The 23,188-nt window shown below is 66.1% G+C and carries 21 protein-coding genes; 18 read left to right on the top strand and 3 right to left on the bottom strand.

The window, feature by feature from the left end:
• Positions 1-31: 31 nt before the first annotated feature.
• On the bottom strand, positions 32-214 hold the full coding sequence (locus ACYVGY_RS04710; RefSeq protein WP_460456315.1) for a hypothetical protein: 183 nt from the start codon (positions 212-214) through the stop codon (positions 32-34).
• Positions 215-435: 221 nt separating this feature from the next.
• On the opposite strand from ACYVGY_RS04710, the gene ACYVGY_RS04705 reads away from it, so the two are divergent.
• The 17 genes from ACYVGY_RS04705 (at position 436) to ACYVGY_RS04625 (ending at position 19,153) form a co-directional block, all read left to right on the top strand.
• Entirely contained in the window at positions 436-1,299 is an 864-nt protein-coding gene (locus ACYVGY_RS04705) for a phage capsid protein (RefSeq protein ID WP_460456314.1), read from the top strand.
• A 56-nt stretch (positions 1,300-1,355) separates the two neighbouring features.
• Positions 1,356-1,868 (top strand): hypothetical protein, encoded by a 513-nt coding sequence (locus ACYVGY_RS04700; protein ID WP_460456313.1) that lies wholly within the window; start codon positions 1,356-1,358, stop codon positions 1,866-1,868.
• A gap of 78 nt (positions 1,869-1,946) precedes the next feature.
• A complete protein-coding gene (locus ACYVGY_RS04695) occupies positions 1,947-2,513 on the top strand; it encodes a hypothetical protein (RefSeq protein ID WP_460456312.1) in 567 nt (188 codons plus the stop codon).
• Positions 2,513-4,945 carry a phage tail protein gene (locus ACYVGY_RS04690; RefSeq protein WP_460456311.1) on the top strand — a complete coding sequence of 811 codons (2,433 nt, stop codon included), beginning with the start codon at positions 2,513-2,515 and terminating at the stop codon, positions 4,943-4,945. Before ACYVGY_RS04695 ends, ACYVGY_RS04690 begins: the two co-directional genes overlap by 1 nt.
• Before the next feature lie 3 nt (positions 4,946-4,948).
• Entirely contained in the window at positions 4,949-5,416 is a 468-nt protein-coding gene (locus ACYVGY_RS04685; RefSeq protein WP_460456310.1) for a hypothetical protein, read from the top strand.
• A complete protein-coding gene (locus ACYVGY_RS04680) occupies positions 5,409-5,900 on the top strand; it encodes an HNH endonuclease (protein ID WP_460456309.1) in 492 nt (163 codons plus the stop codon). Before ACYVGY_RS04685 ends, ACYVGY_RS04680 begins: the two co-directional genes overlap by 8 nt.
• A gap of 16 nt (positions 5,901-5,916) precedes the next feature.
• On the top strand, positions 5,917-6,429 hold the full coding sequence (locus tag ACYVGY_RS04675; protein ID WP_460456308.1) for a hypothetical protein: 513 nt from the start codon (positions 5,917-5,919) through the stop codon (positions 6,427-6,429).
• A 1-nt stretch (position 6,430) separates the two neighbouring features.
• The gene (locus ACYVGY_RS04670) at positions 6,431-8,458 is read left to right on the top strand and encodes a hypothetical protein (protein WP_460456307.1); all 2,028 of its coding nucleotides are present in this window, start codon (positions 6,431-6,433) and stop codon (positions 8,456-8,458) included.
• A complete protein-coding gene (locus ACYVGY_RS04665; protein WP_460456306.1) occupies positions 8,455-11,061 on the top strand; it encodes a glycosyl hydrolase 108 family protein in 2,607 nt (868 codons plus the stop codon). Before ACYVGY_RS04670 ends, ACYVGY_RS04665 begins: the two co-directional genes overlap by 4 nt.
• Before the next feature lie 2 nt (positions 11,062-11,063).
• The gene (locus ACYVGY_RS04660; RefSeq protein ID WP_460456305.1) at positions 11,064-13,577 is read left to right on the top strand and encodes a hypothetical protein; all 2,514 of its coding nucleotides are present in this window, start codon (positions 11,064-11,066) and stop codon (positions 13,575-13,577) included.
• Between the two features lie 2 nt (positions 13,578-13,579).
• The gene (locus ACYVGY_RS04655) at positions 13,580-13,915 is read left to right on the top strand and encodes a hypothetical protein (RefSeq protein ID WP_460456304.1); all 336 of its coding nucleotides are present in this window, start codon (positions 13,580-13,582) and stop codon (positions 13,913-13,915) included.
• A gap of 4 nt (positions 13,916-13,919) precedes the next feature.
• The gene (gene terL / locus ACYVGY_RS04650; protein WP_460456303.1) at positions 13,920-15,566 is read left to right on the top strand and encodes a phage terminase large subunit; all 1,647 of its coding nucleotides are present in this window, start codon (positions 13,920-13,922) and stop codon (positions 15,564-15,566) included.
• A 33-nt stretch (positions 15,567-15,599) separates the two neighbouring features.
• Positions 15,600-17,603, top strand: coding sequence for a hypothetical protein (locus tag ACYVGY_RS04645; RefSeq protein WP_460456302.1), 2,004 nt, complete (start codon positions 15,600-15,602; stop codon positions 17,601-17,603).
• Positions 17,603-17,818: a hypothetical protein gene (locus ACYVGY_RS04640; protein ID WP_460456301.1), complete on the top strand. Its 216-nt coding sequence runs from the start codon at positions 17,603-17,605 to the stop codon at positions 17,816-17,818. Before ACYVGY_RS04645 ends, ACYVGY_RS04640 begins: the two co-directional genes overlap by 1 nt.
• On the top strand, positions 17,818-18,291 hold the full coding sequence (locus ACYVGY_RS04635; protein ID WP_460456300.1) for a M15 family metallopeptidase: 474 nt from the start codon (positions 17,818-17,820) through the stop codon (positions 18,289-18,291). Before ACYVGY_RS04640 ends, ACYVGY_RS04635 begins: the two co-directional genes overlap by 1 nt.
• Positions 18,288-18,704: a hypothetical protein gene (locus tag ACYVGY_RS04630; protein WP_460456299.1), complete on the top strand. Its 417-nt coding sequence runs from the start codon at positions 18,288-18,290 to the stop codon at positions 18,702-18,704. The genes ACYVGY_RS04635 and ACYVGY_RS04630 overlap by 4 nt, the downstream gene beginning before the upstream one ends.
• Positions 18,701-19,153 (top strand): hypothetical protein, encoded by a 453-nt coding sequence (locus ACYVGY_RS04625; protein WP_460456298.1) that lies wholly within the window; start codon positions 18,701-18,703, stop codon positions 19,151-19,153. Before ACYVGY_RS04630 ends, ACYVGY_RS04625 begins: the two co-directional genes overlap by 4 nt.
• Before the next feature lie 315 nt (positions 19,154-19,468).
• Here ACYVGY_RS04625 and ACYVGY_RS04620 read toward each other — a convergent pair whose 3' ends face one another.
• A complete protein-coding gene (locus ACYVGY_RS04620) occupies positions 19,469-20,326 on the bottom strand; it encodes a tetratricopeptide repeat protein (RefSeq protein WP_460456297.1) in 858 nt (285 codons plus the stop codon).
• 19 nt (positions 20,327-20,345) lie between these two features.
• Positions 20,346-21,470, bottom strand: coding sequence for a hypothetical protein (locus ACYVGY_RS04615; protein WP_460456296.1), 1,125 nt, complete (start codon positions 21,468-21,470; stop codon positions 20,346-20,348).
• A gap of 299 nt (positions 21,471-21,769) precedes the next feature.
• Between ACYVGY_RS04615 and radA the strand changes: the two genes are divergently transcribed.
• Positions 21,770-23,170, top strand: a complete 1,401-nt coding sequence (gene radA, locus ACYVGY_RS04610) for a DNA repair protein RadA (protein WP_460456295.1) — start codon at positions 21,770-21,772, stop codon at positions 23,168-23,170.
• Positions 23,171-23,188 lie beyond the last annotated feature (18 nt).

Raw genomic sequence — 23,188 nt, 5'->3', positions numbered from 1 at the left:
GGAATGGCCCGGGCAACCGGGCCTTTCTTTGTCAGCCGATCGGGCCAAGGAACATGGCGGCGACGACGCCAGCGGCCGTCATACACAGCACCGGGAGCCACGGGCTCTCGACGTTCCAGCCGAGACGGCGACCCAGCCAGTGCAGGCCCATGAGATAGGCCGTGGCCGCCAAGCCGATGGCGATAGGCGCCAGCAGGATCCAAACCCAGACCATTTCGACCTCCCGGCCACGACTTGACGCGCCGAGCCTACCACGGGGGCCAATAGTCGGGATTCCGACCGCGTACATCCGTGAGCATCCCAGCACCGGCCCGCTTGGCAGCGGATACCCGGAGCACCAGCCCGCGAGACGTTGCCCCGCGCAAACCCGGCCCGTGCAAACGGACACCCGGAACGGCACGAACAACCCCTGTTCAACCCTTTCCGGAGTTTCTTATGAGCAACCAGATCACCGAAGCCTTCCGCCAGGCATTTGGCGACAACTTCATGCACGTGGCGCAGCAGAAAATGTCGCGCCTTGAGTCGTGCGTGACCATCGAGGGCGGCATCCGAGGGATGTCCAAGTCGATCAACCGACTCGGCCAGCGTTCCGCCCAGCGCCGCCTCACCCGCCATGGCGACACCCCGCTGAACGAGCAGCCGCACTCCACCCGGTTCGTGGACCTCTACGACTGGGAAGACGGCGACATGGTGGACGACCAAGACAAGGTCCGCACCCTGATCGACCCGACGAGCGACTACGTGAACGCCATGGTGGCGGGCATGAATCGCTCCAAGGACGACATCGTGATCTCGTCCCTGGGCGGCAACAGCCGCAGTTCCTCCGGCAACATCGCGCTCCCGGCCACGCAGAAGATCGTCGTGGGCGGCACCGGCCTGACCAAGGCCAAGATCATCCAGACCAAGAAGATTTTCCGCACCAACGAGGCCGACGAAGAGGCGGGCGAGGACCTGCACTTTGGCTACAGCGCGACCGCCCTGTCGGACGTGTTGACCGACGTGCAGCTGACTTCGGCCGATTACCTGGCCGTGCAGATGCTGCAGAACGGCACGATGAAGGGCCGCTGGATGGGCTTCACCTGGGTGCCGACCGAGCGCTTCGCCAAGGTGTCCACCACCCGCTTCCTGTACGCCTGGGCTAAGTCCGGTGTCGTGCTGGGCAAGGGCGAGGACGTGGTGACCCGCGTCGGTGAAGACCCGGGCAAGGGCTTCAATGTCCGCATCTACGCCAAGCAGTCCCTGGGCGCGGTTCGCGTCGAGGAAGAAAAGGTCGTCGAGGTGCAGGCCATCGAGTCCTGATCTGCCGGGGCTGGTTCGCCAGCCCCTTGACCCCATCCCCGCTTTAGGAGAACACCATGGCTGTTGAAAACGTCAAGAGCGCTGCGATCACCACCGCAGACGCTGCCCCGCCCCTCCCGAACCAGGTGCCGATGCGCCTGGCCAATGCCCGCGTGCGTGAAAGCATCGGCCGCGCCGCCATCCCCGCGTCCGCTTCCATCGGGTCCATCGCCCGCGTGCTCCGCATCAAGTCCAGCGACCGTGTGGGCGCCTTGCTTCTGTCCTGCACGGCCCTCACCGGCGCCGCCGCGGACGTCGGCCTCTACGACATCCCGACGGTCAACGCCGGCGCGGTCGTGGATGTCGATCTGTTCGCCTCGGCCCAGTCCATCGCCACGGCCCTGGCCAACACGGACGTGCTGCGCGAGTCCGGCACCATCACGGTGGCGCGTCTGGAAGAGCCGGTCTGGCAGCTGCTGGGCCTGACCGCCGACCCGGGCAAGCAGTACGACATCGCGCTCACCTTCACCGCGGCCACCACGCCGGCGGGTGACGTGGCGCTCCGGGCGCAGTTCGTCAGCAACGACTGATGCTCCGAAGAGGTCTGCTGCTGACCGTTGCACAACTCGGGGCGCCAAGTGCGCCCCGAGGTTTATTAGGAGCCGCCCGTGACCAGCGCCGTACAAATCTGCTCCAACGCCCTGGTGATGCTGGGCGACAAGACCGTGGCGTCCTTCAACGAGGACCCGGACCGGGTGACCGTCGTGTCGAACCTCTGGCCCCTCGTGCGGCTGTCGGTCTTGCGCGCTCACCCGTGGAACAGCGCGTGCAAGCGCGTCGTCCTATCTCCTGACGCGGCCGGCCCGGCATTCGGGCCTTGGACGTACCAGTTCACCGTCCCTGGCGACTTCGTGCGGGTGAACAGCGTAGGCATCGACGGCTGCGAAGACCCCTACATGCTCGAGGGCCGAAAGCTGCTGATGGATACTTCCATCTGCCACCTGCGCTACGTGTTCGACCAGGAAGACCCGAGTCAGTGGGATTCGCTTCTGGTGGACGTGATGACCTACGCCATGGCAGCGCGCGCGGCCTACGCCATCACGGGCTCGACCTCTCTGGCCGAGGCCATGGCCGGGCAGTTCCAGAACATGCTCAAGACGGCCAAGGCCGTGGATGGGCAGGAGAATCCACCGGAAACGCTGGGCAATTTCCGGTTCCAGCAGGTCCGTGGCTGATGCCAAAGGTCAACTACCCCCTCACCAACTTCACGGGAGGCGAAGTCTCGCCAAAGCTCCGAGGGCGCGTTGATATCCCTCCGGTGCAGAATGGGGCCGAGACGATCATCAACGGCATCTGCGTGGCCCAGGGCGGCGTGCTGCGCCGGTGGGGCAAGGCTTTCGTCGCCGAGGTCAAGGACAGCACCAAGCGGACGCGGCTGATCCCGTTCGTGTTCAACAACGACCAGGCCTACATGATCGAGGTCGGGGATAGTTACGCCCGGTTCTACAACCAAGATGGCGCCCAGATCCTCGACGGCGTGAGCCCCTACGAGATCGCCACCCCCTACAACACCGCGCAGATCCTGGAAGTGGACTACACCCAGGGCGGCGACACCATGTTCTTGCTGCACCAGGGCGTGGCGCCCTATCGGCTGCAGCGGTTTGCGGACGACCTATGGGTCTTTGCAGCCGCGCCTTTCACCAGCCACCCCATCGCCGAGCTGGGCGTGCGCCCGGCCACCACGCTAACCCTGTCCTCAGAGGCGGTAGGCTCGCGCACCTTCACCGCCGGCGCCGCGGCGTTCTTCGAGTCCGACATCGGCCGGGCCATTTATTCGGCCAGCGGCATCGGCGAGATCACCGCATACATCAGCGACACCGTGGTCACGGTTGCCGTGACCCAGGCTTTCGAAAGCACCTCCCTGTCCTCGGGGGAATGGGTGATCGACGGCAGCCCGCTGGCCTACGCGCAGCCTTCTGCGAAGTCGCCGGCCGGCGGCATCATCACGGTGACGATCACCACCTTGGCCGGAAGTGCCACCCAGACCATTACCGGGCTGGCGTTCTTCTCGGGCACGGTGACGGTCACCACCAGCGTGCCCCATGGCTTCATGGTGGGCCAGACCGTGGTGGTTTTCGGCAACGACCCGCCCGAGTACAACGGCTCGTTCACGATTACCGCCGTGCCGCTTTCCACCACGTTCCAGTACGCAACCCTCGACACCCCGGGCACCGCGTCGACCTTCGGCACGGCCGAGCTGATCCTGTTCACCGGGGCGGGCGGCTTCCGGACGGGCGACGTGGGCAAGTACCTACGCATCAACGGCGGGCTGGTCAAGATCACCGCCTATGTGAGCACGACCACGGTCAATGCCGAGATCGTCCAGGACTTGACCAGCACGGTCTCGGCCCCGCCCTATGCCTGGACGATCGAGGAAAGCGTCTGGAGCACCGTCAACGGTTGGCCGCGCACCGGAACGCTTTACCAGCAGCGGCTGTGGCTGGCCGGGTCCGCCGGCTACCCGCTGACCGTGTGGGGTTCAGCGCTTGCGGAATCGCTGGAGTTCGTGGGCGGACCGCTGGCGACCGACCCGGTCAGCTATTTGGTGAGCACGGACCGGTACGACCCGATCCTGCACATCACCCACTGCAAGGCCCTGGTCGCGCTCACGGGCGGCGGCGAGTTCACCTTTGCCGCGGGCAGCAAAACCGCGCTCGGTCCGACGAACGTCCCCAAGATCGACGAGCAATCCAACTACGGCGCCAAGAAGATCGCCCCCGAGCGCGTGGGCAACGAGCTGTTCTTCGTGCAGGCCGGTGGCAACCGCATCCGGGCGATGTCTCCGGACCAGTACGACCAGCGCAACTACGGCGCCTTCGATATGTCGGCGCTGGCCGAGCACCTGTACCGCGTCGGCATCGAGCAGATCGCCTACCAGAAAGACCCGGAGCCGCTGCTGTGGCACGTCCTGGCCGACGGCCGCATTGGGCTGCTGTCGGTTGATCGGGAGCAATCCCTGATTGCCACCAGCCAGATCATCACAGACGGCATTTACGAGGACGTCGCCACGCTGCCAACGGGCGACGGCGAACAGACGTGGGTGATCGTCAACAGGACCATCAACGGCGTGACCAAGCGCTACATCGAGCGCTTTGTGCCGGGCCTGCATACCGACAGCGCCATCACCGGGACCAGCGGCCCGGGATCGGCGGTCTGGACCGGCCTGGACCATCTGGAGGGCAAGACGGTGGACTGCGTGGCTGATGGGGTGGATATGGGCCAGTTCACGGTCACGGGCGGCTCCATCACCCTCCCGCGCCTGGCCTACGCGGTCGAGATCGGACTCAACTACGTGACCCGCATCAAGACGCTGACCCCTGAGATCGGCACCGGTTCGGGCAGTTCCCAGGGCGACAACTGCAAAATCAACAAGGTCACCATTCGGCTGCTCGAGACGATCGGCGGCGAGCTCGACGGAACCCAGCTCCAGGCACGCCGGCTGGTTCCGGCCAACCTCGACGCCCCGCTGGCGCCGTACACCGGCGACGTGCAGCTCACCAACCTTGGCTGGGAAAAGGGCGTGGCGCAGCTCGAGATCACCCAGTCGCGGCCCATGCCGTTCCACCTTCTGGCCGTGTTCTACAAGATCACGGTCAACGAGGGCTGACGGATGGACGTCCGGATCCAGCCTGCCACCACGGACGCCCTGGCCTATATCGGCCAGAGGCTTCGGCGCGCGGACCGCATCGAACTGGGCTTGGGCAAGAACGAGGACGGCGTGCACGTCCTGCTCGAGTCAGCCGAGGCTGCGCGGTGGTGCCACGTTGCGCACGTGGATGGCGTCCCCGCCGCTGTCTACGGCGTCAACCCGCACGGGCAGAACCCGCGATGGGGCGCCCCGTGGTTGCTGGCCACCGACGAGGCCCGCCGCCTGCGCCGTGAGCTGCTGACCCATTCGGTGCCCGAAGTCGAGCTGATGCTGGCCGGCTTCCCCTTCCTCATCAACATCGTGCACGACCGACATCACGCCGCCATTCGCTGGCTGATCTGGCTGGGCTTCACGGTTGCCTTCGACCAGCCGCAACGCCGCGGCGGCCTTACGTTCCTCCCCTTCTGGATGGGAAACCAATATGTGTGAGCTGAATGACTTCTCGCACGCCGAGCAGGCGGGGCCGATGCCGACGCCTTGCCATATCCCGGTAAGCCGCCCAGGCCGCGCCATTCGGCTCAACCGCGACGGCTATGCCGAGATCAACCGTAAGGTGGCGGGCTGCTGCGTGACCCGGCGCGCCCACCGCGTTCGCTTCGAAGCCGTGCGCGGCGCGCTACAGCCAGGCCAGATGATCGACCACCTGTGCCGCGTGCGCGCCTGCTGCAACCCGGAGCATCTGGAGCCGGTGGACGCAGCCGAAAACGTCCGGCGCGGGAGTTGCACGAAGTTGACGTCCGACGACGTGCAAGCAATTCGCGCTTTGGTGGCGGCCGGTGCGACCCAAATTGAAGCTGGCAGGCGCTACGGCGTTTCGCAGGGCCATGTGAGCAGTATTGTTCGCGGCAAATTCTGGGCTGACGGCCCGTGCCCCGCGTGGGAACTGGTGAAAAGGAGAAGCCATTTTGTGTGAGCCTGCGACCATCGCCATGATTACCGTCAGCCTGCTTTCTGCGGGCATGGCTGCGCACACCGCCAATCAAGCCGGCAAGCAGCAGGCGGCCTGGGCCGACTACGAAGCCAAGCAAGGCGAGGCCGATGCCAACGCCGAGCGCGGCGCGGGCCAGGTCGAGGCCGAGCGAATCCGAAAGATGGGCAAGCGGCAGCAGGCCGAAGCTCAAGCGGCGTTCGCCGGCGCCGGTATTGGGGTGGGCGAGGGGACGCCGCTGGACATCAACCGCGACATCGCCGCCGGCGCCGAGGCAGATGCGTACATGGCCATCGTGGCCGGAGATGATCGCGGCGCACGGCTCGACGCCGGGGCGCAAGGCGCCCGGCTGAGTGGGGCGAATGCCCAATACGCCGGCAAGATGAGCGCGTATGGCTCCATGCTGGAAGGCGCATCGGCGGTCGCCGGTGGCTGGAAGTCCAGCAAGTCGGCGGGCACGGGGTTCAAGGTATCCAGCGGCACCTACGGTAGCAACATGAAGGGGGGCGGCTGATATGGCCCGCATCCCCGACGGCAGCGGCTTCGGCAACGCTGGGCCGGTGCGGCCGCAGGGTGGCGCCGCTCGGAACCCCGGCACGGCGGGCCTCGATGCGCTGGGCGGGCTGGCCCGCCAGATCGGCGGCATGGCCCAGCAGCAGCTCCAGAAAGCCCGCGCAGACGACGACGCGCTGGCCCGGGCCAAGGCGTCCAATGCGCTGCTCGACCACGAGCTGGCCATTCAGGCGCGTGCGGACGACGTAGCCAGCCGAGTGAGCACAGGGGAACTGGACTACCGCGAGGCTGATTCGTTCTATCAGGCTGAGGTCGAGAAGATAAAGGCCCCCGACTTCACCAACCTGGATCCGGTGCTGGCTGAGCAGGTGCGCGGCGGGTTGACCCGAAACGCTGTCAGTGGCCGGACCACGATCGCCCGCGTGACCGGAGCCGCAAAGCGCGCAGACTTCCGTAGCCAGTTCGCCACGGCGCTCGACAGCCTGGGGAAGCTGGCTGCGGCGCCGGATGCCGACATCGACGCCATCAACGGCAAGGCCCGGGCGTTCCGGGCCCTGGCGCTGCAGGCCGAGCTGCCGCCCGACCAGGTGGACAAGGCGCTGCAGGACTTTTCGGACAAGAACTGGACCAACCACGCGACCCAGCGGTACATCAACGGCCGCGACGACGTGGAGAGCCTGACGCAGCTCGAAACCGACCTGACCGCCGAGGATGGCTTCTACGCCGCGCGGCTCGATACCGACAAGCGCAATGCGCTCCTGTCCCAGGTCATGGGGGGGCGCACGCGGCTGGAGGCCAAGGCCGGCGTGGATGCCGATAGGCGCGAAGCGGTGGCCGAGCGTGAGGTAACCTGGTTCCGTGACCAGCTGGTGACCGGCGTGGAGATCACCGGCGAACGTTGGCAGGAAGGCATTGCCAACGTGCAGGGCACCGCACAGGAAGGCGCGTTCCAGCAGGCCCGGGCCATGGCATCCGAGATTCAGCAGTTCCGGTCCCAGCCGTTTGCCGACCAGGAAGCGTATTTGCGCGCGCTGGAGTCGAGGACCAAGACCACCCCCAGCGACGACCCCAAGCGCGACCTGTCCCGACTGAGCACCCTGCGCTCGGCGTTCGACGCCGCCAAGAAGCAGGCCCAAGAATCGCCGCTGTCGTTCGTGCAGAACCAGACAGGTATCGTGGTGCCGCCGCTGGATATCCAGTCCTTGGCCGGCGGTGACCCGGGGCTGGTGGCTGCGCAGCTGCAGTCGCGGTTCGCTATCCTGGGCTCGCTGCGAAAATCCTACGGTGAGGACGTCGCCCGCAACCCGTGGCTGCCCGAGGAAGCGGCCATGGTGCGCTCGTTCTTCTCCCAGGCCGACGACCGCGCGCGGCTGAGCTTCCTGTCCGTGCTCTCGGGCACCACGCCGGACGCACAAAGCTACGCCTCGGCGCTCAAGCCCATCGCGGCCGATGAGCCGCTGTTCATGGCTGCCGGTCTGGCGCAGTTCCGCAAGCTCAAAGGGGCCGACGGCTCCGACGTGCCCACGCTGATTTTGGCGGGCGCGCGCATTCGTGCTGACAAGTCGGTGCCCCAGCCGGGGGACCGGGAGCTGCGCCGGGCGTTCGATGAGCGTGTCGGCGAGGCCCTTCCCGATGGCAGCCCGGCCCGGCAAAAGGCGTTTGACGTGTTCGCAGCGGTGTACGCCGGGCGGGCCCAGTCCACCGGCGTCCGGCACGAAGACGCCGGCGGCACCATCGAAGCTGACCGGAAGGTGGCTGATGCCGCCATTGAAATGGCCACCGGCGGCGTGACCGAAATCAACGACGTGCGCGTGCTGCGTCCCTACGGCATGGATGAACAGCAGTTCGAGGACCGGCTGGGGCGCGGGGTGCGCGCCGCCGCCGAGGCCAGCGGGCTCGAGGCAAGCGTGCTCGATGATCTGCCGGTCATGCCGGTGCCAGGGGATGAGGGGGCGTATCACCTAGTCAACGACGGGGCCATCCAAGTCGACCCGAAAACCCGCAAGCCCATCGTGGTGCGCGTCCAATGAGCTGGCTCGACGACCTCTCGACGGAGCAGGAAAAGGCCAACGCGGCCGCTGGGCTGACGTACACCGACGCGGCCCCGGCGCCGGGCTTCCTGACCAATGCCAGCCAGGGGTTCAAGGGGGTTCCCAAGGGGCTGATCGATGCGGTGAACTTTGCCGACGCCGGGTTCAGTCGCGTGGGGGCCGCCATCGAAGGCGCAGCTGGCATCGAGGCCGTGCCCGGGTCCATGGGCGACAGGACGGGGCAGGAAGACCGCCAGCAAATCATGCGCGACCAGTACCGCCGCGAGTACGGGATCGACGCCGCGACGGTGGGCACGGCCGGGCAAATCCTCTATGAGGTCAACAAGATCATCCCGCGCACCGTCGTGGGCTCAGCCATTGCCGGGCCATTGGGCGGGGGCCTCGCGGCCGGCGCCCCCGAGGGCATGGCCGTGACCGACGACGCCATCGACAGCGGCATCGACGAAGACACCGCCCTCAAGCTCGGCGTCACCCGCGGGCTTAGCACCGGCATTGGCGCCGTCCTTCCGGGCTCGGGCGTGGTCAAGGGCGCCGTCGCTGACCTCGTGGCTACCACGGGCCTGAACGTCGGGCTGGGCGTGGCAGACCGCTACGCATCGGCCGAGATTCTGCGATCTGGCGGCTACGAGGCCCAGGCCGCGCAGTACGAAACCTTCGACCGCACGGCCATGACCGTGGACGCAGTACTTGGCGCGGCCTTCTGGGGCGTTGGGCGGGCCACGCAGGCGCCGAGCGTGCCGAGCAAGGTCGAGGTCCAGGCGGCGCTGGCTTTGAACGCCGACCTGCAGCGCCGGGGTGCTGGCCCGGGCCTGCCCGTGGACCCTTCCTCGGCGCGTGCGCACGGGGACGCGATCGACACCGCCATCGACTCCTTGCTGCGCGGGGAGCGCGTGGACATTGGCGAGGCCATACGGGGCGCCACGTTCCTGCGCCGGCCGCAGGTCGAGGTGTCGCCGGAGCTGCGGGCGGGGTATGAGCCGGATTCGCCAGGGTTCGATTCGGCGGTGGCTCGTGTGCTCGACGACGAGGGGGGCTTCGTGGACGACCCGGCCGATCGCGGCGGCGCCACCAACTTCGGCATCAGCACGCGCGCCAACCCGGACGTGGACGTAACCACGCTCACCCGGGAGGGCGCGGCGAACATCTACCGTCAGCGGTACTGGAACGCCATCGCCGCCGACGCGCTGCCGGCAGACATGCAGGGCGTGGCCTTTGACGCTGCGGTGAATCAGGGCGTGGGCTGGACCCGTCGCGCGCTCGCCGAAGCGGACGGCGACACGGCCGCATTCATCAAGTTGCGCGAGGCGCGCTACCGCGAGATCGTCGCTAATGATCCCAGTCAGGCCAAGTTCCTACGCGGCTGGCTTAACCGGGTGGGCCGCTACAAGGAAACCAACGATGCGGGCCGGGCCCTGCGCGAACGCCTGGTGCGTGAGCCGGCCCAACTCGAGGCGGAGTACGCCACCCGGCCGGATGCCAAGGGCGGGCAGGTGCTCAACACCGACGTGGCGCGCGAGCTGTCGCCCGAGTACCTGTCCGATCGCACCCGCTCAGCGGACGTGCACGAGGCCGCCAGCGACTTCGTGAAAAACCTCTACGCCGAGCGACTGGCCCGCCCCACCCCGGAGGGCATGGATCGACGGGTGCTGTTCACCGCCGGCGGCACCGGCGCCGGCAAGACCACTGGCGTCGAGGCGATGGGCGCCGGCCTGGGCAGGCCCGAGATCGTTTACGACACCAACATGAACACGCTGGGTTCGGCCGTCGAAAAGGTCGAGCAGGCGCTGGTGGCTGGGCGCGACGTCAAGATCGCCTACGTCTACCGCGACCCTGTCGAATCGCTCACCAGCGGCGCCATCACTCGGGCGCAGCGTCAGGCCAAGGAGTTCGGCAGCGGTCGAACGGTGCCGCTGAGCGAGCATGCCAAGACACATATGGGCGTGCGTGGCGTCATGGAGGATCTGGCGAAGCGGTACGAAGGCGACCCGCGAGTGGAAATGATCGCGATCGACAACAGCCGCGGTAAGGACAATCAGGTAATGGTCGAACTTGCAGACCTGCCACAAGTGGAGGAAACTACCCTACATGAACGCCTCCAAGAAGCTCTCGACCAAGCCCGCGAAGGCGGCCTCGACGAAGCCATCTACCGCGGCTTCGCAGCCCAAGGACGCCCCGATAGTGGGCTGGGCGGCAATCGGCGCCCACCTTGGGGCTCGCTGGAAAGAGCAGGACAAGGCCCGCAAGCCGGCCTGAGCCAGCCCACCGGCCTCGGAGCTTCTGGCTTCGGGGTTCGTGCCGCTGACCCCTTGCCCGGCACCACGCGCTCGGCAAACAAACCCACCCTGATGGACCCGGACGGCCCGGCTCCCACGCGCGACCCGGCCTCCGGCCTGCCGGATACCCCGGCCATCAAGGCCGCTGTCGAAAGCGCGGCCCTCGACCCCTCCCTGCAGATCGTGCTCGACGACGGAACCACCGTGCCGGCGTCCGAAGCGCTGGCCGGGCTGGCGCGTGAGCAGGCCCAGGCCGAAGTCGAAGCCAGCGGCTATCTCGCCGCGGCCAACTGTTTCCTGCGGAGCTGACCATGCAGCCCAACTGCGTCCAAGCGGTATCCAACGCCATCGGCCGGAGCCTGTCCAACGCCGACCAGCGCAAGATTGACGACGGCATCCAGAAGGCCATGCGCGACATCGCCCGCCGCGATGCGTCCGCGTGGCGCGGCAAGAGCGCCGATGAGCGCCTGATCGAAGGGGCCACCCTGGCAGGCCAGCGACTGGTGGCCGAGCAGGCCAAGAAGGCCCAGCGGGTGGCGCTGCAGATCCTGGCCACCAGCCGCATCGAGGCGCATCTGGCCAGCTTCCCCGGCAACCGGTTCGATGGGCTGTCCCGCGTGATTGCGTCCCATGCGGATACCCGGGGCAGTTTCTTGCCGATCGAGGCCCAGGCGCGCGCGATCGAAAAGGACGCGCTGCGCCAAATGATCGACACGCTGGAGGCCACCGACGCCCGGTTCTTCGGCCTGTTCGAGAACAAGGAGGGCGTGCAGGCGCTGGTGCGGGAGATTTTCGGAGAGGCCACCGGGGTGCCGCAGGCCAAGGCTGGCGCGGCCGAGTTCCGCAAGATCGCCGAAAGTCTGCGCCAGCGGTTCAACCGCGGCGGCGGCGACGTCGGCCAGCTCGACGACTGGGGAATGCCGCACCACCATTCCCAGTCCCGCGTCGCCCAGGCCGGGAAGGACGCATGGGTCGACGCTACCCTTCCGCGCCTGGACCGTGGCCGCTACCTGCGCGACGACGGCACGCCGATGGACGATGCGCAGGTGCGGGAGTTCCTGGGCGAGGCGTGGGTCACTATCGCCACGGGCGGCGTGAACAAGCTCGAGCCCGGCCGGGGCGCCGGCAACGGCATGAGGGCCAACCGGGGCAACGCCGAGCGCCAGATTCACTACAAGAGCGCCGACGACTACATGGCCTATCAAGAGCAGTTCGGCGAGCGCAGCCTGTACGAGGTCATGGTCGGCCACATCGCCGGGGTGTCCAAGGACATCGCCCTGGTGGAGACGATGGGCCCCAATCCCGACGCCGCCTTCCGGATGATGCGCGACCGGGCGATTCAGACCGAGACGCTGGCCAACCCGACCAAGGCGGGCAAGATCGAACAGCGGGGCCAGGACGTCGAGAACCTCTACAACTACGTGGCCGGGCGCACGCAGCCAGTGGCCTCGCGCCGCCTTGCAGAAACCTTCGACACCCTGCGCAACTGGATGACGGCCTCGCGGCTTGGATCGGCGGTGATCTCGTCCTTCTCGGACGAGGCGACCATGTACCTGTCCGCGCACGTGAACAAGCTGCCGCCGCTGCAGCTATTCGCCAATGAGCTAGCGGCCCTTAACCCGGCCAATCCGATGGAGAAGCGCCTGGCGCAGCGGGCCGGATTGGGCATGAACACCCTGATTTCCTCTCTCAACCGCTGGGGCAATGACTCGCTCACCGAGTCCTTTACCTCCCGCGTGGCCGGCGCCACCCTGCGCGCCTCGGGCCTCAATGCCCTGACCGACGCCCGGCGCCGCGCCTACGGCGTGACCATGATGGGTAGCATCGGGCAGATCACCCGGGACTTCGACAGCCTGGCCAAGCTCGAAGCCAGCGACCAGCGCATCCTCAAGTCCAAGGGCATCACCGACGCCGACTATGCCGTCTGGCGCGCGGCCACCCTGGAGGACTTCGGCCTGGGCAATGACACGATGCTCACGCCGGAGTCGATCTATCGCATTCCGGACGCCGACCTTCTGGCGGCCGGCATCGACAACCCGACCGCCGCCCGCGAGCAAGCTGCCACGCGCCTGCTGGGGACGGTGCTCGAGGAAACCGACATTGCCATCATCGAGCCGGGCGCCAAGGAGCGCACGCTGATGATGTCCGGCCTGCAGCGTGGCACCTGGAAGGGCGAGCTCACCCGGTCGTTCTTCCTGTTCAAGTCCTTCCCCATTTCAATGCTGACGCGGCATTGGGCGCGCGGCATGGACATGCCGACCGGGACGGGGAAGGCGGCGTATCTGGCCACCCTCATGGCCGGCACGACGGTGCTGGGCATGGCCGCGCTGCAGGTGAACGAGATGCTGCAGGGCAAAGACCCCCGGAACATGAACCCGGCCGAGAAAGGGGGTTCCCGTAACTGGATCGCCGCCTTCCTCAAGGGCGGTTCGCTGGGCCTGTATGGCGACTTCCTGTTCTCCGAGTCCAGCCAGTACGGTCAGTCCGCGCTGGGCGCCGCGCTGGGGCCGGTGGCGGGCCTGGCCGAGGACATTCTCAAGCTCACCCAGGGCAACGTGATGGAGGCCGCGCAGGGCAAGGAAACCAACGCCGGCGCCGAGGTCGTGAAGTTCGTGCGATCCAACACCCCTGGCGCGAACCTCTGGTATTCCAAGGCCGCGCTCGACCGACTGGTTTTCCACCAGCTGCAGGAGTATTTCAGCCCCGGCTACCTGCGCAAGATGAAGCGCCGGGCAGACAAAGAGTTCGGCCAGTCCTATTGGTGGGAGCCGGGAGAAGTGGCGCCAGACCGGGCGCCAGACCTTGAAAAAGCCGTGGAGGATTGACCATGCGACAGGACCAGATCGAGAAACTGCAGGCGTTGAGTGAGCAGCTGACGGACGTTTTTCTTTTTGAAGCGAACCCAAAAGAGTGGCCCGGCGAAGGACTGCTGCCTCGGCTGCTGTCCCAAGAGCAGCGCGGGGACCGCTACTGGTCCAAGAAGAACGCCGTGGCCACCATGGCCATTGTGGTGCGCATTGAGAGCCTGACCGGGCGCCTGGTCAACCCGCGCGGCAAAGATGCCGACGAAGATGCGGACAGCAACCTAGACGCCGAGATCAGCGCCGCCGAGAAGGAAGGCACGCGGCTGCTGGAAAAGGTGCTGGCCAAGTCGCGCGCCTAGCCTCGTGGACTCCCGACCTGTCAGCTTCCTGACCTTCTTCATCCTATGGGCGCGGGTGAAGGGCTGGGACGTGCCGCTGCTGCACGTGCGCATCTGCGAGTGGCTGGAGCATTGCGATTCCCGCGTCCGGGTGCTTCTGGTGTTCCGCGGCGCGGCCAAGTCCACGATCTACGCCTGCTACAAGGCGTGGAAGCTGTACCGGAACCGAGAGTGGCGGTCCCTGATCTATGCGGCCGACGACAAGCTGGCTGGCAAACTGACCCGAGACACCATCAACGTGCTGCGCCGGCATCCCTTGTGCGGCGGCATGTTGCCCTCCAAGCCGGGGGCCTTGAGCTTTTGGGTCAACGGGTCCGACGACCCACGTAACCCGTCCATGGAGGCGGTTGGCGTCAGTTCGAACGCCACCGGTTCGCGCGCCGATGCGGCCGACTTCGACGACATCGAGGTGCCAAAGAACATCAAGACCGCCGAGGCCCGCGAGAACCTTCGCAACAAGATCGACGACGTGACCCACATCCTGGTTCCGGGCTGGCAGAAGACCTTCGTCGGCACCCCGCACACACACGATTCGATTTACACCGAGCAGACCAACGGCGGCGCGGCCGTGCTCAAGATTCCCTTGTTCGACAAGGTGGCCCGCTACGAGCAGACCGACACGCGCACCCGCTACCGATTTGACTTCCCACTGACCGAGGACGGCCTGTACGTCATGGTGGGCATCCACAAGCCGGCGAAGCTGTTGGTCGAGGGCCGAGATTACCGGGTCGAGGGCCGCGAGGTGGTGTTCTCCCAGCCGCCGCGCGCGGTGCTCGACATCTGCACCGGATGCGCCTGGCCCGAACGATTCACGCGCGAGGAAATCGAACTCAAGCGCAAGGAAACACGAACCCTCAATGGCTGGGACAGCCAGTATCAACTGGAGGCCAAGCCCGTGAGCGAAGTCCGGCTCGACCCGGCCAAGATCATCCCCTACGACGTAGAGCCAGAAATCCGCGAGGCCAACAACGCGGTGGGCATGTTCCTGTCTGGCATCCAAATGGCCGGCGCTGCGCTGCGCTGGGATCCTGCCAGTGGCAAGCTGAGGTCGGACAAGTCCTGCGCGGCCCTGGTGCTGCAAGACGTGATGGGCCGGCGATACATCCACCGGGTGGTGGCGCTCACTGGGCAGGTGGCCGAGTTCGACGAGCACGCTAAGCGCATCATCGGCGGCCAGGTGTTCCAACTATGCGACCTGGTGGCCCAGTTCGGGCTGACCAAGGTCGAGGTGGAAACCAACGGGATCGGCGGCTTCGCCCCGGCCGTTCTAAAGGCGGCCCTGAAACAGCGCAAGCTGCAGTGTGGCGTGAAGGAAATCCAATCCATCGTCAACAAGAACGCCCGCATCTTGGAGGAATTTGAGCCGCTTCTGCTGTCGGCGGGGCAGCTTTGGGCGCACGTCTCTGTTCTAAACGGCGACTTCTGGGACCAGATGAAAGACTGGAACCCGGCCACGCAGAATCAGGACGACGACGACCTCGACGCTACCGCCGGTGCGCTGGGCGCCACGCCTGAACGGGTCGGCCGGATAGTCGGGAACCCGACCGCCACACCTCGGGAAGATTGGCGTCCAGAAGCGGGTGTTCACGAGGTCGTGCTCGATTTGGGCTGACCGCCGCCCGCGCCCACCGCGCGCGAGGCATCCATGACGGTCCCCCTGAACTACTCCCCGAACGTGGTTACCGCCAACGGGGCGACGACCATCTTCCCGTTTGGCTTCCTGGTGCTGGAAGCGGCGCACCTGGTCGTAGAGGTCGACGGCGTTCCCTTGGCTTACCCCTCGGGCTATGCAGTCACCGGTGTTGGCAGCGATGCCGGCGGCAATGCGCTGCTGACCGCGCCCCCAGCCGCCGGCGCCCGCGTCGTGTGCCGCCGGGCAACACCTTTTGAACGGCAGACCGATTACCAGAACCTGGGCGATCTGCTGTCCGACACGCTCAACGCTGACCAGGACGCCCCCATCCTGATGCTGCAGGAGCTCAAGGAAGCAGGCGGCCGAGCGCTGACCCTTCCGGTGGGCTCCGGGGCCACGCCTGAGTTGCCCCCAATGGATCCGGGGCGATTCGTGCGCACGCGACTTGACGGCTCTGGGTTTGATTACGTCGAGGGCACGGGAGCCTTGCCGGGAAACTTCACACAGTCGGGCACGGGCGCGGTAGGGCGGAGCTATGACGCGAAGCTCGGCGAGCTGTATGTTTCCCCCGAGGACTTCGGCGCCAAAGGCGACTTCAACCCCGAGGCATTCATCGGAACGGACGACTCTGCCGCATGGAACGCGATGCTCACTTGGCTGCGGACGCAGACGGCGAGGGATGCTTTCGGCGTGGTCCTGGCGGTCCCTGACCGGGACCAGTTCACCAAGTTCGTTATCCGATGCCGACCTGGCGCTATCTACCGCCTTGATTCAAGCCTGAACTTCACCGGCTTCCGGTCGCGCGGCGTTCACGTGATGGGCAATGGCGCCACGCTTTACAGCTACGGAATCAACAACAAGCCGGTGGTCGACGGCATCTGGTCGCGTGGTCTGTACCTGCACGACCTGCTGATCTACGCCGAGAACGGGACCTACAGCGGCAGCGGAGTTCAGCCTAGCTATGGCCTTGTCGTTGGCCGCAAGAACAGTGACGACGGAAGCGAACACCACTGTGAGAACGTCCGCATCGTCGGCTGGTTCAATAGGGCTTGCTACTTGAACCTAAGTGGCGAGCTTATTTCTTGGACAAAGTGCGCGCTCGAGAACTACGTCAGCAGCACGACGGACTTCACTGGTCTGGCGATGCACCTAACGGACACGGTAGAGGGCGGCTTTACGTCTGACTTCCAGACCATCGGCGTGCTGCCGGCGTTCGGAATGAACAACAACTTGTTCACGCAATGCAACATTCAAAGCGCGAATGGTCCTGGCATCCGCCTTAATGGCGTGACGCGCTCCGTTCGGTTCGTCGGCTGCTACTGCGCGGTGACGTCCGCCTTCCCGGCCGTGAAAATAAGGGGCAACCATTACAAGATGGAGCTGGACATTTCCGTCGAAACGTCCAGCTGCACCGCCAACGTCGAGTTCGACGTGGTTTCTAACAACGTCAATATCTACGGCTTTCGAATTCACGAACATAGCGGGCAGGCTATCAATCTGATGCGCTGCCAGACCGGCATCGGCACGGTGACGATTGTCAATGGCGACATCGAAGTGGAAGGGTGGACGGGAGCAAACGCAGCAACGGCGAAGCTGGCTGCTAACTCGCCGATCGTCTACCACGGACGGATAAAGATCGGCGCGACAACGGCCAGCTTGCACGATTTTATTGGCTTCGTTGGCATCCGTGCAGAAATACACACCGCGGCCGCGTTCTCTGCAATCACCAATATTCCGGGCGCCGGGTACATCGCCTTTTATTCGAGCCAAGAACCGTACCCATACTTCCAAGGTGTCGCTGGAACGGCGCTGCGTATGGCTGGCGCGATTCAAGTCACCTCTGTGCTGGACCAGAACGCGGCCCAGGTCCTTGGCACCCGTGCAACCGGATGGACGGCGGCGACCGGAACGGCCAACAAGGGCGCGTTCGCCACCGGGTCCGCCACCTTGCTTAACTGCGCCGAGAGAATCAAGGCGCTAGAGGACATGCTCCGCACTCACGGGATGATGAACTGATGAACGAGCGCGACGAGGCCGCCATCAAAGAAGCTGTCAAGGAGCTGGACGCGCGGTACATGCGGGCCATCGTCAAAGAGGCCGTCAAGGAATTGGTGGCTGAATACGTCAGGGTGTTTGGCTGGTGGTCAATCCGCACTATCGGCGTAGCGCTGGCTGGCGCCGGGATCATGCTCGTCATGTGGGCGGCCGGGTACGCGAAGGTGGCGGGGTGATGTTCGCCTTCGGCAAGACCAGCCGCGCCAGGCTCGACACCGTGCACCCTGACCTGCAGCGCGTGGTCGCACGGGCGCTCGATCTGTCGCCCATCGACTTCATGGTGCTCGAGGGAGTCCGCACGCCGGAGCGCCAGCGCGAGCTGTACGGCCAGGGCCGCACCACGGCGCAATGCACGGCCGCCGGGATCTCGGTGAAGTACGCCAAACCGCACCTGCAGAAAGTGACATGGACGCTGCGCTCTAACCACTTCGCGGCTGCTGACGGTCTTGGCCGGGCCGTGGACCTGGTGCCGTGGCCGGTGGACTGGCGCGACCTGGCCAAGTTCGACGCGATCGCCACGGCCATGTACTCCGCGGCGGCCGAGCTGGGCATCGGCATCCGCTGGGGGGCGAACTGGGATGGCGACGGCAACTGGCGCGAACATGGTGAAACCGATTCGCCGCACTTTGAACTGGAGCCGCAGGCATGACCGACCAAAAGAAAACCGGCATCACCCTCACCGCGCTGGTCGCGGCCGTGATCCTCGTCGCCGGGGCGTGGAAGCCGATCGAGCCCGCGCTGACGTGGGTCGTGGCTAACCTCGGGGCGATCTTCGCCCGCGAGCAGGTGCAGGCGCTGCTGGCTTCCTCGGCCATCGGCATCACGTCGGGGGCGTGGCTTCCGCACCTGCTGCCGTCTGGCTGGCCGGCTGGGCGCACGAAGTTGGTCACGGGCCTGATCGGCGCCGGCCTGACATTCGCTGCGGCCCTGGCGCTTGTCCCCGATCGCGTCGGTTTCGTGTACGCCATGCTGGCCGCGTCCGCGACCCCAACTGCCTCGCAGGCCATCGCCGGGCTGATCTACTGGCTCAAGCCGTGCGCCAAGCCGGCGAGCCTCAAGTGATCTGGCTGCTGGTCAACGCCTGGTGGATGCTCCCCGCGCTGGTGGCGATTCCCGCCCTTATCGTCCTGTTCGGGGCCGGTGGCCCGCTGGCGCTGCGATCTCTCGCCAAGCGCGTCCCTGCGCCCGTCTGGCAGGGGCTGGCGGTCGTGCTGGCCGTGTCGCTGGCGTCGAGCTGGCTGATCGGGATTGGCGAGGGCAGGTGTCAGGCCGCGCAAGTGAAAGCCGAGGCGAAGGCCGACAAGCGGGCGTCAGCCGTGGCAGACAAAACTGCCGCCGCGTCTGACGAGGCCCGCAAAACCATCCGCAAGGAATCCCAAGATGCCGTCACCGAAGTACGCACGATTGTCCGCACTTTGCCTGCTACCTGTCCTGCTCAGCCTGAGCGCATGTCAGAGCTTGGGCGAGCAGCGGTGGAAGCCGCGAGTAGAGAGCTGCTGGCAACCCCGTGACGCCGAGCTGGCCGACTGGCCCGAACGCCTAGAGGACTTCCCCGTCGCCGGCCTGCAATGGCTGGCGGTCATTCGGGAGGAACGGCGGCTTGAGGCGATTGAGCGCCAGTGTGTGGGGGAGCTTTGAGGTTCCCAGCCCCGGAACCCCATCAGCGCCTTCCCATTTCCTCCCCACAACAGGCCGCGCAGCCCGTCCTGCCGGCCTCTCCGTTGCCTATTTCCGGCACCATTTGATGGTTTCAGGCGGTTCCAGTGCTCTGAAATGAAAAAAAACCCCGGATTTTCCGGGGTTTTTTATGCGCGGTATTCCGTTTTTCAGTTCCCCAGCGCCTGTGCAAACGCACAGCCCTCCTGGATCCCCAGCTTGCAGCCATTGTTGAAGTAGCGGGCTGCCGCGGCCCGATCTTCGGGTCCACCCTGGGCATCACGCGACATGATCCCGGCGTTCATGCAGCCGGGCGCCGAACCCGCGTTGCAGCTCCTCGCGAAATTCTTCTTCGCGGCGACAAGGTCCTGTGGGACGGCTCCGCCGCTGTACTGGATCGCGCCCAGGTCCAGGCAGCCTTCCGCACGGCCGAGGTCACAGGACTGTTCGAAGGCCTTCGCTGCTCCCGCCACGTCGACGCCACCGCCCTGGCCATCACGCTGCATCATGCCGTAGCCGTAGCAAGCATCGGCGCCGGAATGCGAGCAGCTTTTCCCAAAGTATTCCCGTGCCTTGGCGGGATCGGCCGAATTGATCTGATTGAAGTAGTGCATTGCGGCGATGTTGTAGCAGGCCGTACCGAAGCCCGCATTGCAGGCATTGGTCAAGGGTGCCAGCGCTTGCTCCGGCGATTTTTCACCGCCCAGGCCATCTTTGACCATGGCGCCGTAGTTCTCGCAGGCTTCCATGATGTTCTGGGCGCAGCCGCGCTGGTAAACCGATCGCGCAAGCACGTCGTCCTGTGCGCCGCCCTCGCCCTTTCGGGCCATTGCGCCGAGGTTGGTGCAGGCCTCGCCATTTCCGTCCGTCATACAGGACTGTTGGTAGCTGGCACGTGCGGACTCAAAGTCGCCGCGATTGAAGGCTTCCTGGCCCTTGAGGGCATTTTCCATGGATTGTGCTTGCGCGAACGACGCCGCCAGCAAAACGGTGACGGCAAGGCCGCGAATGATCAGTTTTCGGTGCATGTGCTTTTTCCCCTTGTGTTCATCGGCAAAGATTGGAGTTGCCGCCGCCCATCGTGCAGTGGGCATAGCGATAACGTGATCGCGTTTCCTGGCTGATTTCAGCCGAACTTTTCATCCGCGGTGAGCTGCTGGATCCGCCCGACGCCGCCGGACGGTAGCCGGTTCCGCCGCCGCCGGCAGCCTGCCAGCGCCCGGTGGAAGCCCCAGGCATGTTGGTGCAGTTGAAGATGCCGCAGTCGTTGGCGCGGCTGCGCCCGCTGAGTTCGGCGTTGATGATCTGGTTGAGTTGTCCGGTCGGGAACCAGTAGTCCAGGACGTACAGATTGTCCTTGAAGATGCTGGCCATCTGGCCCGCGCGGTAGGTGGCCTCCAGGGCCAATGCCGCGTCATCGGCAGACTTGCTGTGATAGATCGCCGTGTATATCGCGCTGTCGTATTCGCCCTGTGCAAGGAACGAACGCACGATTTCACTGGCGCGTTCGGTCGCCTGCATTCGCGCGGCCGCGGCTTGGCGTTGCTGTGCTATCGCCCGCTCGTTCTGCTCGCGCCGCTGGCGCAATGTGCTGGCGAAGTCACAGGCGGTCTTGCGTTCGGCCGCACCGTTGCCGCAGGCCTTCTGCGCCACCTGTTCCGCCGGGAGCACGTCCTCGAGGTTGTAGAAGATCCGCGCCAGGTCCAGGCAGGAGGTCCAGCGGCCGAAGTCGCAGTTGACGCGTCGGTAGCGCAGCGACTTCTCGGCGTCGAACTCCGGCGAAGCCGGGTCGGAGTAGATCACCTCGGCGACTTCGCAGCCCGTCCGGTCCTGCTTCACACAGGCCTGCTGTGCGAAATTTCCCGCCATCGACCAATCGGCCTCGACGTCGTCGGAACCCTCGGCGTATATGAGCGAAAGTCTGCCGCAGGCGGCAGCCTCCCGTGCCAGGCACGCCTGCTGCAGGAAACGAAGGCTAAGGAAGATGTCGAACCCGGGCTGCGCCGGGTCGGAGAGCATCAGCCCGGCGCTGGCGCAGGCCGGGCGGTCGCCGGCATCGCAGCGTTGTGTCAGCTGCGCGATGTCGCTGGCCGGGGCTGGACTTGGCCAGGCGAAGGCGATGACGCCCGCCAATAGTGCGGCAACTACTGTTGAAGCGCTGGTTGGATTCATTCTTCGCTCTCGGGGCCGGGTTTCTCGGTAATTGGCTCGAACATACCTTCATCACCGGATTGGTATCAAACTTCCGACACGACCCGGTGCAGCCAAGGCGGCAGTTGTTCGCTGACGCTGCTGCGGTATCGGACCGGGTCAGCCCCGGCTCGGGGCGAGCGCCGGGATTTCGCCAGCGAGGCCGGGTTCCGCTGTGGCGTAGCCTTCGATCTGGCGCTCGATCAGGGCTGAATCGTCTCACCTCCTGCGAGCCGGGGCCGTTAGAGTGTGGGCTGCAAACTTCCCCCGGGTTCCCAGGCATGGCCAAGGCAAAAACCGCGTACGTGTGCACCGATTGCGGTGCGTCCTCCAGCAAATGGCAGGGCCAGTGCGGCGAGTGCGGCGCCTGGAACACCATGAGCGAATTCGTCATCGAGCCCGCGAGCGCCTCCAAGGGCGGCAGCGCCGCCACGCCGGCACGGCAGGGCAGTTGGGCCGGCCGGCCGGAGGCGGCCGGTGTGGTGGCGCTCAAGGACGTCAGCCAGGACGCCGAGGTCCGCGTGTCCACTACCATCGGCGAGCTCGACCGTGTGCTGGGCGGCGGCCTGGTCGAAGGCTCGGTGGTGCTGGTGGGCGGCGACCCGGGCATCGGCAAATCCACGCTGCTGCTGCAGGCGCTGGCCTTGATGTCGGCGAACATGCCGGCGCTCTACGTCACCGGCGAAGAGAGTCTGGCGCAGGTGGCCGGCCGCGCCCAGCGGCTGGGCCTGCCCCTCGACAACCTGCATGCGCTGGCCGAGACCTGCGTGGAAAAGATCCTGGGCCAGGCGGCGTCGGCCAAGCCGTCGCCGAAGTTGCTGGTGGCCGACTCCATCCAGACGCTGTGGAGTGAGCTGCTCACCGCCGCGCCCGGCTCGGTCAGCCAGGTGCGCGAAAGTGCCGCGCGCCTGGTGCGCTTCGCCAAGGAAACCGGCACCAGCGTTTTCCTGGTGGGCCATGTCACCAAGGAGGGCGGCATCGCCGGCCCGCGCGTGCTGGAGCACATGGTGGATGCGGTGCTTTATTTCGAAGGCGAGTCCGGTAGCCGCTTCCGCGTGCTGCGCGCGTTCAAGAATCGCTTCGGCGCGGTCAACGAGTTGGGCGTATTCGCGATGGGCGACAAGGGCCTGCGCGAAGTGCCCAATCCCTCGGCGATCTTCCTTTCCGGCAGCAGCACGCCGCAGCCCGGAAGCGCGGTGATGGTGACGCGCGAAGGCACCCGCCCGCTGATGGTGGAAGTGCAGGCGCTGGTGGACAAAAGCCCGCTGGCCAATCCGCGCCGGGTGGCGCTGGGCCTGGAACAGAATCGCCTGGCCATGCTGCTGGCGGTGCTGCACCGGCACGGCGGTGTTGGCGTCTTCGACCAGGACGTATTCGTCAACGTGGTCGGCGGTATCCGCGTGCAGGAAACCGCCGCCGACCTGCCGGTGCTGCTGGCGGTGCTGTCTTCGCTGCGGGACAAGCCGCTGGCTGACAAGACCGTGGTCTTCGGTGAAGTCGGCCTCAGCGGTGAGATTCGCCCGGTGCCCAACGGCGAGGAGCGTCTGAAGGAGGCTGCGACCCACGGTTTCAAGCGCGCCATCGTGCCCAAGGCCAATGCGCCCAAGAAGGGGGCCTACAAGGATCTTGAGGTCATCGCCGTCGAGCGCCTGTCCCAGGCCCTCGAAGCCGCCGCCGAATAGACTGTAGGAGGGGCTTCA

Source organism: Arenimonas alkanexedens (genome assembly GCF_054781355.1).
The sequence above is the reverse complement of the archived record's forward strand: the minus strand, read 5'-3'. Positions and strand labels throughout refer to the sequence as shown.

What these genes read in the sequence shown, in the direction of transcription:
- ACYVGY_RS04615 (WP_460456296.1), bottom strand. Translation starts at nt 21,470, where the DNA reads ATGAATCCAACCAGCGCTTCAACAGTAGTTGCCGCACTATTGGCGGGC.
- ACYVGY_RS04645 (WP_460456302.1), top strand. Translation starts at nt 15,600, where the DNA reads ATGACGGTCCCCCTGAACTACTCCCCGAACGTGGTTACCGCCAACGGG.
- ACYVGY_RS04685 (WP_460456310.1), top strand. Translation starts at nt 4,949, where the DNA reads ATGGACGTCCGGATCCAGCCTGCCACCACGGACGCCCTGGCCTATATC.
- ACYVGY_RS04665 (WP_460456306.1), top strand. Translation starts at nt 8,455, where the DNA reads ATGAGCTGGCTCGACGACCTCTCGACGGAGCAGGAAAAGGCCAACGCG.
- ACYVGY_RS04710 (WP_460456315.1), bottom strand. Translation starts at nt 214, where the DNA reads ATGGTCTGGGTTTGGATCCTGCTGGCGCCTATCGCCATCGGCTTGGCG.
- ACYVGY_RS04635 (WP_460456300.1), top strand. Translation starts at nt 17,818, where the DNA reads ATGTTCGCCTTCGGCAAGACCAGCCGCGCCAGGCTCGACACCGTGCAC.
- ACYVGY_RS04655 (WP_460456304.1), top strand. Translation starts at nt 13,580, where the DNA reads ATGCGACAGGACCAGATCGAGAAACTGCAGGCGTTGAGTGAGCAGCTG.
- radA (WP_460456295.1), top strand. Translation starts at nt 21,770, where the DNA reads ATGGCCAAGGCAAAAACCGCGTACGTGTGCACCGATTGCGGTGCGTCC.
- ACYVGY_RS04700 (WP_460456313.1), top strand. Translation starts at nt 1,356, where the DNA reads ATGGCTGTTGAAAACGTCAAGAGCGCTGCGATCACCACCGCAGACGCT.
- ACYVGY_RS04680 (WP_460456309.1), top strand. Translation starts at nt 5,409, where the DNA reads ATGTGTGAGCTGAATGACTTCTCGCACGCCGAGCAGGCGGGGCCGATG.
- ACYVGY_RS04640 (WP_460456301.1), top strand. Translation starts at nt 17,603, where the DNA reads ATGAACGAGCGCGACGAGGCCGCCATCAAAGAAGCTGTCAAGGAGCTG.
- ACYVGY_RS04630 (WP_460456299.1), top strand. Translation starts at nt 18,288, where the DNA reads ATGACCGACCAAAAGAAAACCGGCATCACCCTCACCGCGCTGGTCGCG.
- ACYVGY_RS04690 (WP_460456311.1), top strand. Translation starts at nt 2,513, where the DNA reads ATGCCAAAGGTCAACTACCCCCTCACCAACTTCACGGGAGGCGAAGTC.
- ACYVGY_RS04620 (WP_460456297.1), bottom strand. Translation starts at nt 20,326, where the DNA reads ATGCACCGAAAACTGATCATTCGCGGCCTTGCCGTCACCGTTTTGCTG.
- ACYVGY_RS04675 (WP_460456308.1), top strand. Translation starts at nt 5,917, where the DNA reads ATGATTACCGTCAGCCTGCTTTCTGCGGGCATGGCTGCGCACACCGCC.
- ACYVGY_RS04670 (WP_460456307.1), top strand. Translation starts at nt 6,431, where the DNA reads ATGGCCCGCATCCCCGACGGCAGCGGCTTCGGCAACGCTGGGCCGGTG.
- ACYVGY_RS04705 (WP_460456314.1), top strand. Translation starts at nt 436, where the DNA reads ATGAGCAACCAGATCACCGAAGCCTTCCGCCAGGCATTTGGCGACAAC.
- ACYVGY_RS04660 (WP_460456305.1), top strand. Translation starts at nt 11,064, where the DNA reads ATGCAGCCCAACTGCGTCCAAGCGGTATCCAACGCCATCGGCCGGAGC.